The following is a 15,927-nucleotide window of genomic DNA, read 5'->3' as shown; positions in this document are numbered from 1 at the left end:
GTGCGGTCATCGAGCGCGCCGCCGAGCGGGGCGTCGACACCCTCAGCCTGTTTGCGTTTTCCAGTGAGAACTGGAAGCGCCCTGCGGCCGAGGTCAACGCGCTGATGGAGCTTTTCCTGATGGCCTTGAAGCGTGAGGTCAAGAAGCTTCACGAGCGCAATATACGGCTCTCCATCATTGGTGAGCAGCGTGGTTTTTCCCACGCCATTCAGAAACACATTCAGCGTGCTCAGGCGCTGACCGCCGACAATACGGGCATGCACCTGGTGATCGCCGCCAACTACGGTGGCCAGTGGGACATCGCCCGGGCTGCACGGCAGTTGGCCGAACAGGTGGTCGCAGGCGAGCTGAGTCCCGAGGCCATTGACGAGGCGCGAATGGACGCCGCCATGGGAGTGGCGCAGGTGCCGCCGGTGGATCTGTGCATCCGTACCAGTGGCGAGCAGCGCTTGTCCAATTTCATGCTGTGGCAACTGGCTTACGCAGAGCTGCATTTCTCTCCCTTGCTGTGGCCCGATTTCAACGGCGCGGCTTTCGACGAGGCGGTGGACGATTTCTGTATGAGACGCCGTCGCTTTGGCATGACCGACGAACAAATAGAGGCGCAAGGTGCTTAAACAGCGAATCATCACCGCTGCCTGGCTGGCACCCCTGGTGCTGGCCGGGTTGTTTGGATTACAGGGCGGCGCGTTTGCGCTGTTTACCGCCGTTGTGGTGCTTCTGGGTGCCTGGGAGTGGACCAACCTCGCAGGCGTGACGCAACCGAGCCAGCGGCTTGGTGGCGTCGTCGGGATGGCGGTGCTCATGGCGCTGCTGTGGTTTAGCGGGGCGGCCTATTCGGTGTGGCCGCTATGGCTGGCTGCTGCCGGTTGGCTGCTGAACCTGTACTGGGTGACTCAATACCCGGCGGCGGGCCAGCAGTGGCAGAGCACCACTCGGCGGCTGTTGATGGGCGTCTGGGTGCTGCTGCCTTGCTGGGTGGGGTTCAACGTCCTGCGTGATAGCGGCGCTGTGTGGCTGCTGTTCGTGCTGCTGCTGGTGTGGAGTGCCGACATCGGGGCGTACTTTGCCGGTCGCCGCTGGGGTAAGCGCAAGCTGGCCCCGCGGGTCAGCCCCGGCAAGTCCTGGGAAGGCGTGCTGGGCGGTCTTGCCGCCACGTGCCTGCTGGCGTTGCTATTCGCGCTGTGGCAGCCCTTGGGGGTTGCTGGAGGCATCGCACTGCTGTTGATCACGGCTGTTGTCACGCTGATCTCGGTGCTGGGCGACCTGCTGGAAAGCATGCTCAAGCGTTATCGTGATATCAAGGACTCCAGCCAGCTGCTGCCCGGCCATGGGGGCGTGCTGGACCGTATCGATAGTCTGACGGCCGCCATTCCGACCTTCGCCTTGTGCTATCTGCTGGTACTGCAGGCTCAGGTGAGCACGCTATGAGCACCGCGCCCGTTCAGCAAGTGACGGTGCTCGGGGCCACGGGCTCGATTGGCACCAGTACCCTGGATGTGATCGCCCGTCACCCTGACCGCTATCGCGTTTATGCGCTGACGGCCCATACCTCAAAAGAAGCCTTGCTGGCGCAGTGTCAGGTACACCGCCCTCGGTTTGCGGTGCTGAATGACGCGAACGACGCCGAGTGGCTGCAGCAGGCGCTTGGACAAATGGGCATCGAAACCCGAGTGCTCTCTGGTCCTGAGTCGCTATGCGACGTGGCTAGCGCAGCAGAGGTCGATACCGTCATGGCCGCCATCGTGGGGGCCGCTGGCCTTCTACCAGCGCTGGCGGCGGCAGAGGCAGGCAAGCGCGTGCTGCTGGCCAATAAAGAGGCGCTGGTCATGAGTGGCGCGCTGTTCATGGAGGCGGTCGAGCGCTCTGGTGCCATCCTGCTGCCGATCGATTCTGAACACAATGCCATCTATCAGTGTCTACCCAGCGAGCATCGTGGTGGGCTGGCCAGGCATGGCGTGCGTCAACTGCTGTTGACCGCGTCGGGCGGTCCGTTCCGGGGCTGGGCGGCGGCCGACATCGCCAGGGTCACCCCCGAGCAGGCCTGTGCTCACCCCAACTGGTCCATGGGGCGCAAGATCTCTGTGGATAGCGCCACGCTAATGAACAAAGGCCTGGAGCTGATCGAGGCCTGCTGGCTGTTCGACGCCGCGCCTGAGCAGGTACAGGTGGTCGTACACCCGCAAAGCGTCATTCATTCGATGGCAGCCTACGACGATGGCTCGGTCATTGCGCAGCTGGGCAACCCTGATATGCGTACCCCGATTGCCTACGGCCTGGCTTGGCCGGAGCGCATCGATGCTGGGGTCGAAGCGCTGGACCTGTTTCAGGTAGCGCGACTGGAGTTCGAGGCGCCGGACGAGGCGCTGTTTCCCTGCCTGAGATTGGCGCGGGAGGCGATCCAGAAGGGGGGCGCGGCGCCGGCCATTCTCAATGCGGCCAATGAAGTCGCGGTGGACGCCTTCCTGTCGGAAACCATCGGCTTTAGCGAGATTGCTGAGGTGGTGGCGGCGGTCATGGCACAGCCTTATCAAGGCGCTGCCGCGACCCTTGAGCAAGTATTGAATGCGGATCGCTGGGCGCGTGAGCAGGCAGACGTCATCGTACGCCAGCGCAGGGCTGAGCCCTCTCCGCTCTAACGGCGAGTCATGTAAAGGAGCACGGCGTGGGCCTGATACAGAATATTCTAGCGGTTATCGTGGTGTTGGGCCTGCTGGTCACGTTTCACGAGTTTGGCCACTTTTGGGTGGCGCGCCGGTGCGGTGTGAAGGTGCTGAGGTTCTCGGTCGGTTTCGGCAAGCCGCTGTGGTCGACGGTGGACCGCCACGGGACCGAATTTGCGGTGGCCGCCATTCCTTTGGGTGGCTACGTGAAAATGCTCGACGAGCGCGAGGCGCCAGTCCCCGAAGAGCAGCTGGACCAGGCGTTCAATCGCAAGACTGTCTGGCAGCGTATCGCCATCGTGGCGGCGGGCCCCATCGCCAACTTCCTGCTGGCCATCGTGGCCTATTGGGCACTGTTCGTGGCCGGTACCACTACGGTGGCGCCGATTGTCGGGCCGGTCACGCCCAACTCCCCGGCGGCCGAAGCGGGCTTGCCCCAGGGCAGTGAAATCACCGCCATCCAGGGTGACGCCATGCGCTCCTGGGAAGAGATCAATTTGAAGCTGGTATCGATGATCGGCTTCAACGGTGAGCTGGCCATCGAAGCGCGCCCGGAAGGCAGCAGTGCTTCGCGGGTATATCAGCTGCCGATCAGCCGCTACATGGTCCGCCAGGACCCGCCGCAGCCGCTGGAAACGCTGGGCTTCGTGCCTTGGCGCCCCGACGTTCCTGCCGTGCTGGGCCAGGTGTTGGAAGGCCAGGCAGCGGCCGAGGCTGGCCTTCAGGCAGGCGACCGGATTACCACGCTGAACGGTGAGCCGGTCCGCGACTGGATGCAGTTCGTTGAAGTCATTCGTGACAGTGCAGGCCAGACCCTCAGCGTGGGTTACCAGCGCAACGGCGAAGCCGGTACGCTGACCATGACGCCGGGGCGCAATACGCTGGAGACTGGCGTTGAGGTTGGATACATTGGAGCAGGTGCCGAGCCGGTCAACTGGCCTGACGAACTGCTGCGCGATATTCGCTATGGGCCCATCGAGGCGCTGGGCCAGGCGCTGTCACGCACCGGTGATATGGTGCTGCTCACCGTCGATGCCATTCGCAAAATGCTGGTGGGGCTGATTTCGCCCTCCAACCTGTCGGGGCCCATTACCATCGCGCAAATCTCTGGGGATTCAGCGCGTGCAGGTACCGAAGCTTTCGTTAGCTTTCTGGCCTATCTGTCGATCAGCCTGGGTGTGCTAAATTTGCTGCCTATCCCCGTGCTCGACGGTGGTCATTTGCTTTACTATTTCGTCGAGGTGCTGCGCGGGCGACCAGTATCTGAGCAGACACAGGCAATAGGCCTCCGCATTGGGCTGGCCATGGTAGGCACCCTAATGCTGATGGCGCTCTATTTCGACTTGATGCGCCTGTGGTAATAACGCGTGTAGCGCGCGGATGGCTTGTCATCTGCCTGCACAAATGTATATGGTGCCTGTCTTAACGACAGGCAGACCAACGCGAGCGAACTGACTGCATGAAAATCAAGACCCTTGGAATGGCGGCACTCTTGCTGGTAGGCGCCAGCGGCGCCCAGGCACAATCCTTTGATGTTTCGGACATTCGTGTGGAAGGACTACAGCGGGTATCCGCCGCCTCGGTCTTTAATGCGTTTCCTGTCAGTGCCAACGACCGCGTCAGTGAGCAGCAGCTGGCCGCTGCCGCGCGTGACCTGTTTGCCACTGGCCTGTTCGAAGACGTCTCGCTAGCCCGGGAAGGCGATGTTCTGGTCATTCAGGTCGTCGAAAGGCCCACCATTGCGCGTCTGAACATTACCGGCAATCGGCAGATTTCCGATGACGACCTGCGTAATGGTCTGCGTCAGTCTGGCCTGTCTGAAGGGCAAGTGCTGCAGCTCTCCACGCTCGACGATATCGAGCGTGAGCTGGAAGGGGTTTATCAGTCGCAGGGGCGCTACAGCGCCAGCATCAATGTCGGCGTGGATGAAATCGACGAAGGCCGGGTTCAGGTCAACATCGACATCAACGAAGGTGAAGTGGCCAGGATTCGCCAGATCAATATCGTGGGCAACCGTGATTTCGATGACGACACGCTGCGTGGTGTCTTCGAACTGAACGACCGTCCCGGACGTTTCTTTGGCTGGTTCTCGCGGGACGAGTACTCCCGGGAAGCGCTCTCTGGGGACATCGAGCGTCTGCGCTCTTTTTATCTGGATCGCGGCTATGTCAACTTCGACGTGACCTCCACGCAAGTTTCGATTGGGCCTGAAAAGTCCGAGATCTTCGTGACGTTGAACATCGACGAGGGCACCCAGTACCGGGTTGGTAACATTCGTTTCGCGGGCGACCTGCAAATCAGCGAAAGCGAAGCGCGCAACCTGCTGCAGATCAACAGTGGCGAGATTTTCTCTCGTGGCGACCTGAACGCATCCACGGAAGCGTTGCGTCAGCGCCTGGGGGCCGAAGGCTTCGCGTTTGCCGAAGTGCGCGGCATCCCTGAAATGGCCGACGACGGTGAGACCGTCGACCTGGTGATCGCGGTTGATCCGGGCCAGCGGACATACGTGCGTCGTATCGAATTCTTTGGCAACACCACGACTCAGGACGAGGTGTTGCGCCGTGAAATGATTCAGCTGGAGGGGGCGCCTGCCTCCACGGAGTCCATTACCCAGTCGCGTCAGCGCCTGGAGCGGCTTGGCTTCTTCAGCCAGGTGGAAGTCGACACTCAGCCCGTACCGGGGCAGCCCGACCTGCTGGATGTCACCTACAACGTGGAAGAGCAGCCTTCCGGCTCCATCTCGGCCAGTGTCGGTTTCTCGCAAAGTGCCGGGGTGATCTACGGCGTTGGCCTGGCCCAGAACAACTTCCTGGGCACCGGTAACCGAGTCAACGTCGGCGCGCAGCGCAGCGACACCTTCACCAGCGTGAACTTTGCCTTTACCGACCCCTACTGGACCCTGGACGGCATCTCCCGAGGTTATAACGTTTTCTATCGCGAGACGGACTACGCCGACTCCGATATCTCTACGTTCTCCACCGACGCCTACGGCGCGGGCATCAACTTCGGTTACCCTGTCAGTGAGCTGTCGCGGCTCAACTTCGGGGCGAGCATCGAAGACATCACCGTCAAGACCTACTTCGACACGGCCTCTGAAATTCGCCGTTACGTGGAAGACGAAGGCGACAATGCCCAGAGCTTGAAGCTGACCGCCAGCTGGACCCGCAACAACCTGAACCGCGGTATCATGCCGACGGCGGGCAACTATCAGCGTCTCTCGCTGGAAACCGGGGTGCCGGGCAGCGATGCGGAATACTACAAGGTTCAGGCCCGCGCCCAACAGCTCTTCCCGATCAACGACGATCAGACCTGGGCATTCAAGTTCAGCGGTAACCTGGGCTATGCCGATACCCTGGCCAGCAACGATCCTTACCCCTTCTATGAGAACTTCTATGCAGGGGGCCTGGGCTCGGTGCGTGGTTTCACGTCCAACACCCTGGGGCAGCGCACTACGCCCGCCCGCGAGGGTGGCCGTGATCGTACCCTTGGGGGGAACGTGCTGGTGCAAGGCAGTGCCGAAGTCCTCTTCCCGATGCCGTTCGTCGAGAACCAGCGCTCGGTACAGCCTACGCTGTTCCTGGATGCGGGGAATACCTTCCTGAGCTCCTGCTACGACGTGCTGGAAGAGGATGCTGGCCGCCAGCAGTGCAGTTCTGGCGTTGATCTGGGCGATTTACGCTACAGTGTGGGTATTGGTCTCTCCTGGCTGACGCCCGTGGGTCCCTTGACCTTCAGCATTGCAGAGCCGTTAAACGATGAGAGTGGCGATGACACGCAGTTCTTCCAGTTCTCGCTTGGCCAAACGTTCTAACTCAAGGAGTGTCATGATAATGCGTAAACTGACCGCCGCTGTGTGCCTTTTCGGAGCCATGACGCTACCTGCCTACGCGGCTGAAGTGGCCGTGCTGGATTGGCGCGCAGCGCTGATGAACACCCAGTCGGCACAATCATCGCTGAGCCAGCTCGAAAGCCAGATTGGTGGCCAGCAGCGTGAAGCGCAGTCGCTGGGTAACGAGCTGCAACAGCTGCAAACTCGCCTGCAGCAGCAGGGCGAGACCATGTCGCAATCCGAGCGCGACGGGTTGATTGCCGAGTTGCAGGAGAAGGGCAGCCGTTTCGAGCAGCTTCGTCGTGAAGTGATGCAGGCGCAGCAAACCTCCGAACAGCAGTTCCTGGAAAGCGCCGAGTCCAAGCTCGAGCGGGCCGTGGAGCAGGTGCTGGAGCGTCATAACATCGACGTGTTGGTAGAGCCTCAGGGAGTGCTGCACTCCTCGACGGACCTTCCCAATGTGACCAATGAGGTCACGCAGATTTTTGATTCGCTGAACTAATTCATGACCGTGGGTGCGGCGCTCGTTGGCCGCACCGCTGCTTTCCTGGGCTCCCATGATGCACGCTTCTCAACACCTCACCCTGGCCGATATCGCTCGTCATCTGGACGTTGCTTTTGAGGGCGACGCCGACCAGCCAATCCGTGGCCTGGCCACCCTCAAGGAAGCCACGCCCGATCAGGTAGCGTTTCTTGCCAATCGCGCGTATCTCAAGGATCTGGCCACGACGCGTGCTGCCGCCGTTCTGCTGCACCCGGAGCACGGCAAGAATTGCCCGGTGCCACGGTTGGAAATGAGCAACCCCTACCTTGGCTACGCCAAGCTGTCGCAGCTGTTTGACCCTTTGGCGGCCCGCGATGTGCCGGGCATTCATCCCCGCGCTGTGGTGGCGGAAGGCGTCACACTGGGTGAGGGCGTCTCGATTCAGGCCAATGCGGTGATCGAATCGGGGGCTGTGCTGGGGGATCGGGTGATCGTTGGGGCAGGCAGCGTGGTGGGGGCCGACAGCCGTCTGGGTGACGATACTCGGCTGCACGCCAACGTGACGGTGTGTCATGGCGTCATCATCGGTAAGCGGGTCATTCTGCAAAGCGGCTGTGTAATCGGTGGCGATGGCTTCGGGTTTGCCCACGATGGCGCAGGCTGGCACAAGATCGCCCAGTTGGGCGGCGTCATCCTTGGCGATGATGTCGAGGTCGGCAGCTGTTCGAGTATCGACCGCGGCGCATTGGGCGATACGGTCATTGGTAATGACGTCAAGATCGACAGCCAGGTGCAGATTGCCCATAACGTCACGATTGGCGACCACAGCGCCCTGGCGGGCTGTGTGGGCATTGCGGGTTCTACCAAAGTGGGCAAGCACTGCATGCTGGGCGGCGGCGTTGGCTTGTCGGGCCACTTGACCTTGTGCGATGGGGTGCAGGTGACGGGTATGAGTCTGGTGACCAATTCGATTCATGAGCCAGGTGTCTACTCCTCCGGCACGGGCGCCATGAGCAACACTCAATGGCGCAAGAACGCGGTGCGCTTCAAGCAGCTGGATGATATTGCCAAACGATTGGCGCGATTGGAAAAAAGCCAGCGTTGATCGTGAAGCAAACAAGGATTTTGAGGATGCGTGGCTTGAGGCTCGATAGCAGCGCGTTATAATCCTCTGCCTTTTGGCCAGCAGGAGTGCTGGTGCCTGCCTGACGCTGTTCAGGCGCTATGTCTATTTAGAGGTCGTTACGATGGTTATGGATATCAACGAAATTCGCGAGTACTTGCCCCACCGCTATCCCTTCCTGCTGGTGGATCGAGTCACGGAACTGACCGTGGGCGAAGCCATCGTGGCGTACAAGAACGTAAGCATCAATGAGCCATTCTTCAATGGTCACTTTCCGCATCACCCCATCATGCCGGGCGTGCTGGTCGTCGAAGCACTGGCGCAAGTGTGTGGCATTCTGGGCTTCAAGACGGTCAACAAGCTTCCGGCAGATGGCTATGTCTACTATCTGGTCGGCAGCGATAACGTACGTTTCAAGCGCCCGGTCATGCCGGGTGACAAGCTGACGCTGGAAGCCAACGTCATACGTGGCAAGCGCGGCATCTGGAAATTTGCCTGCCGTGCCACGGTGGACGGCGAGCTGGCGTGTGAAGCAGAAATCATTTGTGCCGAGAGGAAGGTGGCTTGATACATCCTACTGCACTGGTCGACCCCACGGCACGACTGGCCGATGACGTTGAGGTTGGCCCTTTTAGTGTGATCGGGCCCGATGTCACCATCGGTGCCGGTTCCGTCATTGGCCCCCATGTGGTGATCAAGGGGCCCACCGTGCTGGGTGAACGCACGCGTATTTTCCAGTTTGCCTCGGTGGGGGAAGATTGCCAGGACAAGAAGTACGCCGGCGAGCCGACGCGGCTGGTCATGGGCGACGATAACGTGATCCGTGAAGGGGTGACGCTGCACCGTGGTACGGTGCAGGATCGCAGCGAAACCACCATCGGGTCGCGTAACCTGTTCATGGCATACGTGCACGTTGGCCATGACTGCGTCATCGGCAACGACTGTATCCTGGCCAACCAGGTCACCCTGGCAGGGCACGTGACGCTGGGCAACCATGCCATTCTGGGCGGGCTCTCGGCGGTGCATCAGTTCTGCCACTTTGGGGACCATGCCATGGCGGGTGGTGGCTCGATCATCACCAAGGATACCCCGGCGTTCGTCATGATCAACGGCAACCCTGCCGAAGCGCGTGGCCTGAACCTGGTCGGCCTCAAGCGCCGAGGCTTCAGCCGCGAGGCGATAGCCGCCCTGACTACCGCCTACAAACTGGTCTACCGTCAGGGGCTCACCGTCGAGCAGGCCATCAGCGATATGCGCAGCCGCTTCGATCTGCCGGAAGTCGTGCAGTTTGCCGACTCCATCGAGCGCTCCACGCGCGGTATCGTGCGCTAATACACCTCAACTGGCTGTCTTGTCTCCATGACACTGCAACGCGTATACCTTGTGGCAGGCGAACTCTCTGGCGATATTCTGGGCGCGGGGCTCATGCGTGAGCTGCGTGCCCGCTATCCTGACGTGGAGTTTCGCGGGATGGGCGGGCCCCGCATGGAAGCGCAGGGCCTGCAAAGCCGCTTTCCACTGGAAACGCTGTCGGTGATGGGGCTGGTCGAGGTGCTCAAGCACCTTCCCGAGCTGATCCGCGTACGCCGTACCCTGCGGGAAGACGCGCTGGCCTGGCAGCCGGACATCATGATTGGCATCGATGCGCCTGATTTCAACACGGGGCTGGAGAAACAGCTGCGTGAAGCGGGGGTGACCACGGCCCATTACGTCAGCCCTTCGGTATGGGCCTGGCGCCAGGGGCGGGTCAAGAAAATCGCCAAGGCGGTGGATGGCATGCTGACGCTGCTACCCTTCGAGGCTGACTTCTACCGCCAGCATCGCGTGCCGGTGGCGTTCGTGGGCCACCCCCTGGCGGACGAGCTGCCCTTGGTCAACGACCGTCAGGCGGCCCGTGAAGTGTTGGGGTTAAAGCTCGACGGGCCGGTATTGGCGCTGCTGCCGGGCTCCCGTGGCAATGAAGTCCGCTTCATGGGGGCGACCTTCCTGGCGGCGGTCACGCTGCTCTGCCAGCGCCACCCTGATCTGCAGGTCGTGATCCCTGCGGCGACTGCCCAGCGGCATCGGGAGCTTACCGAGCTGCTGTCCGGCTACCCTGCGCTGCACCCATCGGTAACGCTGCTGAACGGCCAGGCAAGAGAAGCCATGGTGGCCAGCGATGCCGTACTGCTCACCTCTGGTACGGCCGCTCTCGAAGCGATGCTGTGCCACCGGGCCATGGTGGTGGCCTACAAGATGGCGCCCGCAACCCATTGGCTTGCCCAGCGGCTGGTCAAGACGGCCTGGATTTCGTTGCCCAACTTGATCGCCCAGGAGAGTGTGGTTCCCGAGCTGATTCAGCACGCCGCTTCGCCGGAGGCCATTGCCCAGCAGGTGGGCGAGCTGCTGGAGGAGGCTTCCACCCGTCAGGCGCTGGAAGAGCGCTTTGCCGCCATGCACGCCGCGCTACAGCGCAATGCCAGCCAGCGTGCTGCCCAGGCCGTGGCGGCGCTGGCGGCGGGGCAGCCGCTGGAGGCCGTCACGGATGGCCATCGATTCCAGTGATTATCCCCCGCTGGTAGTGGCCTATACCGGCCCCTACCTGGCCGGTGTGGATGAAGTGGGGCGTGGCCCGCTGATCGGCAGCGTGGTGGCGGCGGCGGTGATACTCGACCCCCAGGCGCCCATCGAAGGGTTGACCGATTCGAAGAAGCTGACGGCCCGCAAGCGGGAGCAGCTGGACGTGCAGATACGGGAGCGAGCATTGGCCTTTGCGTTGGCCGAGGCCAGCGCCGCCGAAATCGACACGCTCAACATCTATCATGCCACGCACCTGGCCATGCGGCGCGCCATCGATGCCCTGATGCCCGCTGCCGAATACCTGCTGGTGGATGGCAACCGGCTGCCGGGGCACGCCTTGCCGGGCCAGGCCGTCGTCAAAGGCGATGCGCGCCACCCTGCGATTGCCGCCGCCTCGATTCTGGCCAAGGTGGCCAGGGACGCTCAGATGGCCGCGCTGGATTTACGCTATCCTGAGTATGGTTTTGCGCGCCACAAGGGCTATCCGACCAAAGAGCACCTGGCGGCTCTGGAAGCCCATGGCCCGCTAGCCGAACACCGCAAAAGCTTTGCGCCGGTACAGCGTCAGTTAGCGCTGCTGTAGCGCTGCCTTTTTTCATTTGCGCTTTATGCTGAGAGTCTCATGACGGTTCCGTTCGTTCATCTTCGTTTGCACAGTGAATACTCCCTGGTCGATGGTCTGGTCAAGCTCAAGCCGCTGGTCAGTACCACCGCTGAACGGGGGATGCCCGCGCTGGCGCTGACGGACGAGACCAACCTGTTTGGCCTGGTGAAGTTCTACAAGGCGGCGCAAGGGGCGGGGCTCAAGCCTATCATCGGCAGCGACCTGTGGCTGGCCAATCCTCACGATGAAGCGCACCCGTATCGCATGACGCTGCTGGCCATGAATCAGGACGGCTATCGCAACCTCACCGAGCTGATCTCCAAGGGCTGGACCCACGGGCAGCGCCAGGGGCGGGCGATTCTCGACAAGCAGTGGGTACTGGCCCAGAGCGATGGACTGATTGCGCTGTCCGGCGGCCGCGATGGCGACATTGGCCGTCATTTGCTGTCGGAACACGAGCGTGAAGCGCGCCAACTGTTGGAGGAGTGGCAGCAGGCCTTCCCCGACCGTTTCTACCTGGAGCTGGTGCGCACCGGGCGGCCGCTGGAGGAAGCCTGCGTGCACGCCAGCGTCAAGCTGGCCATCGAGACCAACACGCCGGTGGTGGCCACCAACGACGTACGCTTTCTGGCCCGCGACGATTACTGGGCCCATGAAACCCGTGTCGCCATCGGGGAAGGCAAGGCGCTGGACGATCCGCGCCGCGAGCGCCGCTATACCGAAGAGCAGTACCTGAAAAGCCCGGAAGAGATGGCGGCCCTGTTTGCTGACATTCCGGAAGCGCTGGAAAACAGCGTGATGATTGCCGAGCGCTGCAGCGTGGATGTGCGCCTGGGCGAGATCTTCCTGCCGGAATTCGGCATCCCCGAAGGCATGACCCAGGATGAGTTCTTCCGCAAGGTCTCCCATGACGGCCTGACCGAGCGGCTCGACTTTCTGTTTCCCGCCGAGGAGTACCCCCGCGACGGCGACGCCTTCCGTGAGATCGAGCAGCGCTACCGTGACCGCCTGGAGTTCGAGCTCAACGTCATCATCCAGATGGGGTTTCCGGGCTACTTCCTGATCGTCATGGACTTCATCCAGTGGGCCAAGGACAACGGCGTGCCCGTTGGCCCTGGACGGGGCTCCGGTGCGGGCTCGCTGGTGGCCTACGCCCAGAAGATCACCGACCTGGACCCGATTGGCTACGACCTGCTGTTCGAACGCTTCCTCAACCCCGAGCGTGTTTCGATGCCCGACTTCGACGTCGACTTCTGCATGGAGAAACGCGACCGGGTCATCGACTATGTTGCCGACCGCTATGGCCGCAACGCGGTCTCCCAGATCGTCACCTTCGGCACCATGGCCGCCAAGGCCGTGGTGCGTGACGTGGCCCGTGCCCAGGGCAAGCCGTACTCGCTGGGGGACAAGCTCTCCAAGCTGATCCCGTTCGAAGTGGGCATGACGCTGGCCAAGGCCATCGAGCAGGAGCCCGCCCTCAAGGAGTTCATCGACAACGACGAAGAGGCGGAAGAGATCTGGGAAATGGCCCTGAAGCTGGAGGGCACCACCCGGGGCACCGGCAAGCACGCGGGGGGCGTGGTCATCGCACCCACCAAGCTGACCGATTTTTCGCCGCTGCTGTGTGACGAGGATGGCGCCGGGCTGGTGGTGCAGTTCGACAAGAACGACATCGAAGACGCCGGGCTGGTGAAGTTCGACTTCCTGGGGCTGCGGACCCTCACCATCATCGACTGGGCGCTGGAGATGGTGGACAAGGTGCGCGATGCCGCAGGCCAGGGCCCGCTCAATATCGATGCCATCCCGCTGGACGACGGCAAGACCTTCGAAATGCTCAAGCGGGCAGAGACCACGGCGGTGTTCCAGCTCGAATCCCGCGGCATGAAGGAGCTGATCAAGCGGCTGCTGCCCGACTCCCTGGACGACATGATCGCGCTGGTGGCCCTGTTCCGTCCGGGCCCGCTGCAGTCGGGTATGGTGGATGACTTCATCAACCGTAAGCATGGCCGGGCGGAAGTCTCTTATCCACACCCGGATTACCAGCATGAGCTGTTGAAACCGGTACTGACGCCGACCTACGGCATCATCCTGTACCAGGAACAGGTCATGCAGATTGCCCAGGTGATGGCGGGCTACACCCTGGGCCAGGCAGACATGCTGCGCCGGGCCATGGGCAAGAAAAAGCCCGAAGAGATGGCCAAGCAGCGCTCCGGTTTCATGGAGGGCTGCGCCGCCAACGGCATCGACAAGGACCTGGCGGGCAACATCTTCGACCTGGTGGAGAAATTCGCCGGTTATGGCTTCAACAAGTCGCACTCGGCGGCCTACGCGCTGGTTTCTTACCAAACCGCATGGCTGAAGGCCCACTACCCAGGCCCGTTCATGGCGGCGGTCATGTCCACCGAGATGGACAACCTGGACAAGGTGGTACCGCTGATCGAAGAGTGCCGCCATCTGAAGCTCACCGTGACACCCCCGGATGTCAACGTGGGTGGCTACAAGTTCACCGTGGATACGGAAGGCCGCGTAGTGTACGGCCTAGGAGCCATCCGGGGCGTGGGCGAAGGCCCGATTGGTGCCATCGTCGAGGCGCGCAATGCCGATGGCCCCTTCAAGGACCTGTTCGATTTCTGCCGCCGTATCGACCCCAAGCGCATGAACAAGCGCACCCTCGAAGCGCTGATTCGCTCCGGGGCGCTGGACACCCTGGGGCCCAACCGTGCCGTGCTGGCTGCCGCCATGGAAGACGCCCTCAAGGCCGCCGCCCAGAACCATGCCAACCAGAATCTGGGCATGCTGGACATGTTCGGTGACGCGTTTGCTGCCGAAGAAGAGGCCGGCGATGTGTACGCCGAGTACCGTCATGCCCGGGAGTGGACCGACCGCGAGCGTCTCTCGGGTGAAAAAGACACCCTGGGGCTTTACCTTACCGGCCACCCCATCGATGAGTACGAGCGCGAGCTCAAGCGCTTCGTCTCTACGCGCATCAGCGACCTCAAGCCGTCCCGCGAGCCCCAGCGGGTGGCAGGGCTGGTGGTGGCCATGCGCACCATGAAGTCCAAGCGTGGCGACACCATGGCCTTCATCACGCTGGACGACCGCACCGGGCGTATCGAAGCGTCGCTGTTCGGTGAGCTGTTCGACCAGTTGCGCGGTCAGATCGAGTCGGATCAGGTCATCATCGTCGAGGGGGAAGTCTCCAGCGATGACTTCTCGGGCGGGCTGCGCCTGCGCGGCAAGGACGTCACTCCGATGGTCACCGCCCGGGTGCGCTATGGCCAGGCCGTGGAGCTGGCGCTGGATGCCGGGCAGATCAATGGCCGCCTGGTGGATAGCCTGCGTGACAGCCTCTCGCCTTACCGGGATAGCGAAGGCCTGCCGGTGAGGCTGCAGTACCGCCATCCCGAGGCCGTAGGGTGGCTGGAGCTGGCCGATGAGTGGAAAGTGGCCCCCAGCGACGACCTGCTATTGGCCCTGCGTGACGTTCAGGGCCAGGTGGGCGTCCAGCTGCGCTATCGCTGAGCCCTTGCGTGGCGGGGTCAGGGTGCGATAATGGCCCCAACCGAGATGCGTTTTGATAATGCCTTTTTATGACAGGCAGCTTACAGGCAGAGCCGATGAATCCAAATTATCTTGATTTTGAACAGCCCGTCGCCGAGCTCCAGGCAAAGATCGAAGAGCTGCGTCTGGTCAGCTCCGACAGCCAAGTGAACCTCTCTGACGAGATTGCCCGGCTGGAAGAGAAAAGCCGCAAGCTGACAGAGTCGATCTTCAAGGACTTGACCCCCTGGCAGGTTTCCCAGCTATCGCGGCACCCACAGCGCCCCTATACGCTGGATTACCTGGAGTACATCTTTACCGACTTCGACGAGCTGCACGGTGATCGCAACTTCGCCGACGACGCGGCGCTGGTCGGTGGCGTTGCTCGTCTGAACGATGCGCCGGTCATGGTCATTGGCCATCAGAAGGGCCGCGACGTCAAAGAGAAAGTGCGCCGCAACTTCGGCATGCCGCGCCCGGAAGGCTACCGCAAGGCGTGCCGTTTGATGGAGATGGCCGAGCGCTTCAAGATGCCCATTCTCACCTTCATCGACACTCCCGGCGCCTACCCCGGCATCGATGCCGAAGAGCGTGGCCAGTCCGAAGCCATCGCCTATAACCTGGCCGTCATGTCGCGGTTGAAAACGCCGATCATCTCCACGGTGGTCGGGGAGGGTGGCTCCGGTGGTGCCCTGGCGATAGGCGTGTGTGACGAGCTGCACATGCTGCAGTACTCCACCTACTCGGTCATCTCTCCGGAAGGCTGCGCCTCCATTTTGTGGAAGAGTGCCGAGAAAGCCTCCGACGCGGCTCAGGCCATGGGCATCACGGCCGAGCGCCTCAAGGAGCTGGGGTTCGTGGACTCGTTGATCAAGGAGCCGCTGGGCGGCGCCCACCGTCATCCCGTGACCACCGCAGAGCGCGTCAAGGAAGCGCTCTGCGCAAGCCTCGAAAGGCTCCAGGCGCTGGATCATGAAGCGCTGCTGGAGCGCCGCTACGCACGCCTGATGAGCTATGGCGCCCCTGCCGCCTGACGCACTGCTCGCGCTGCTCGACGACGCCCTGGCGGAGACCCCGCTGGGGCGTTGCGTTTGGGTGGCGCTCTCGGGCGGGCTGGACTCCTCG

Annotated in this window: 13 protein-coding genes; all 13 read left to right on the top strand. The window is 62.2% G+C overall.

The genetic code is table 11. The features are described 5' to 3' along the window. Positions 1-617 (top strand): polyprenyl diphosphate synthase (uppS, locus tag B7L71_RS06300; protein ID WP_081136729.1); only part of this gene is annotated, 617 nt, incomplete at its 5' end. After that, entirely contained in the window at positions 610-1,431 is an 822-nt protein-coding gene (locus B7L71_RS06295; protein WP_081136727.1) for a phosphatidate cytidylyltransferase, read from the top strand. The genes uppS and B7L71_RS06295, both read left to right, overlap by 8 nt. Continuing rightward, positions 1,428-2,639, top strand: a complete 1,212-nt coding sequence (gene ispC, locus B7L71_RS06290; protein WP_081136725.1) for a 1-deoxy-D-xylulose-5-phosphate reductoisomerase — start codon at positions 1,428-1,430, stop codon at positions 2,637-2,639. Before B7L71_RS06295 ends, ispC begins: the two co-directional genes overlap by 4 nt. A 26-nt stretch (positions 2,640-2,665) precedes the next feature. Next, entirely contained in the window at positions 2,666-4,024 is a 1,359-nt protein-coding gene (rseP, locus tag B7L71_RS06285; protein ID WP_081136723.1) for an RIP metalloprotease RseP, read from the top strand. A gap of 98 nt (positions 4,025-4,122) precedes the next feature. After that, complete coding sequence (bamA, locus tag B7L71_RS06280) at positions 4,123-6,474, top strand: outer membrane protein assembly factor BamA (protein ID WP_446497385.1); 2,352 nt, start codon at positions 4,123-4,125, stop codon at positions 6,472-6,474. A 19-nt stretch (positions 6,475-6,493) separates the two neighbouring features. After that, positions 6,494-6,994, top strand: coding sequence for an OmpH family outer membrane protein (locus tag B7L71_RS06275; protein WP_016915040.1), 501 nt, complete (start codon positions 6,494-6,496; stop codon positions 6,992-6,994). A 55-nt stretch (positions 6,995-7,049) separates the two neighbouring features. After that, the gene (gene lpxD / locus B7L71_RS06270) at positions 7,050-8,081 is read left to right on the top strand and encodes a UDP-3-O-(3-hydroxymyristoyl)glucosamine N-acyltransferase (protein ID WP_081136782.1); all 1,032 of its coding nucleotides are present in this window, start codon (positions 7,050-7,052) and stop codon (positions 8,079-8,081) included. Between the two features lie 142 nt (positions 8,082-8,223). Further along, on the top strand, positions 8,224-8,667 hold the full coding sequence (gene fabZ, locus B7L71_RS06265) for a 3-hydroxyacyl-ACP dehydratase FabZ (protein ID WP_026001844.1): 444 nt from the start codon (positions 8,224-8,226) through the stop codon (positions 8,665-8,667). After that, positions 8,664-9,431, top strand: coding sequence for an acyl-ACP--UDP-N-acetylglucosamine O-acyltransferase (gene lpxA / locus B7L71_RS06260; protein ID WP_016915037.1), 768 nt, complete (start codon positions 8,664-8,666; stop codon positions 9,429-9,431). The genes fabZ and lpxA overlap by 4 nt, the downstream gene beginning before the upstream one ends. 27 nt (positions 9,432-9,458) lie before the next feature. Further along, the gene (lpxB, locus tag B7L71_RS06255) at positions 9,459-10,643 is read left to right on the top strand and encodes a lipid-A-disaccharide synthase (RefSeq protein WP_081136719.1); all 1,185 of its coding nucleotides are present in this window, start codon (positions 9,459-9,461) and stop codon (positions 10,641-10,643) included. After that, positions 10,624-11,241 carry a ribonuclease HII gene (gene rnhB / locus B7L71_RS06250; protein WP_081136717.1) on the top strand — a complete coding sequence of 206 codons (618 nt, stop codon included), beginning with the start codon at positions 10,624-10,626 and terminating at the stop codon, positions 11,239-11,241. The genes lpxB and rnhB overlap by 20 nt, the downstream gene beginning before the upstream one ends. Positions 11,242-11,280: 39 nt before the next feature. After that, positions 11,281-14,784: a DNA polymerase III subunit alpha gene (gene dnaE, locus B7L71_RS06245; RefSeq protein ID WP_081136715.1), complete on the top strand. Its 3,504-nt coding sequence runs from the start codon at positions 11,281-11,283 to the stop codon at positions 14,782-14,784. Positions 14,785-14,879: 95 nt separating this feature from the next. Continuing rightward, the gene (accA, locus tag B7L71_RS06240) at positions 14,880-15,836 is read left to right on the top strand and encodes an acetyl-CoA carboxylase carboxyl transferase subunit alpha (RefSeq protein WP_081136713.1); all 957 of its coding nucleotides are present in this window, start codon (positions 14,880-14,882) and stop codon (positions 15,834-15,836) included. The last annotated feature ends 91 nt before the right edge of the window (positions 15,837-15,927 follow it).

It is taken from the genome of Halomonas sp. BC2, from assembly GCF_002078115.1.
GTDB classification, from domain to species: Bacteria; Pseudomonadota; Gammaproteobacteria; order Pseudomonadales; family Halomonadaceae; genus Vreelandella; species Vreelandella stevensii.
Note: the sequence above shows the minus strand (reverse complement) of the source record. Positions and strands in the feature narration are given on the sequence as shown.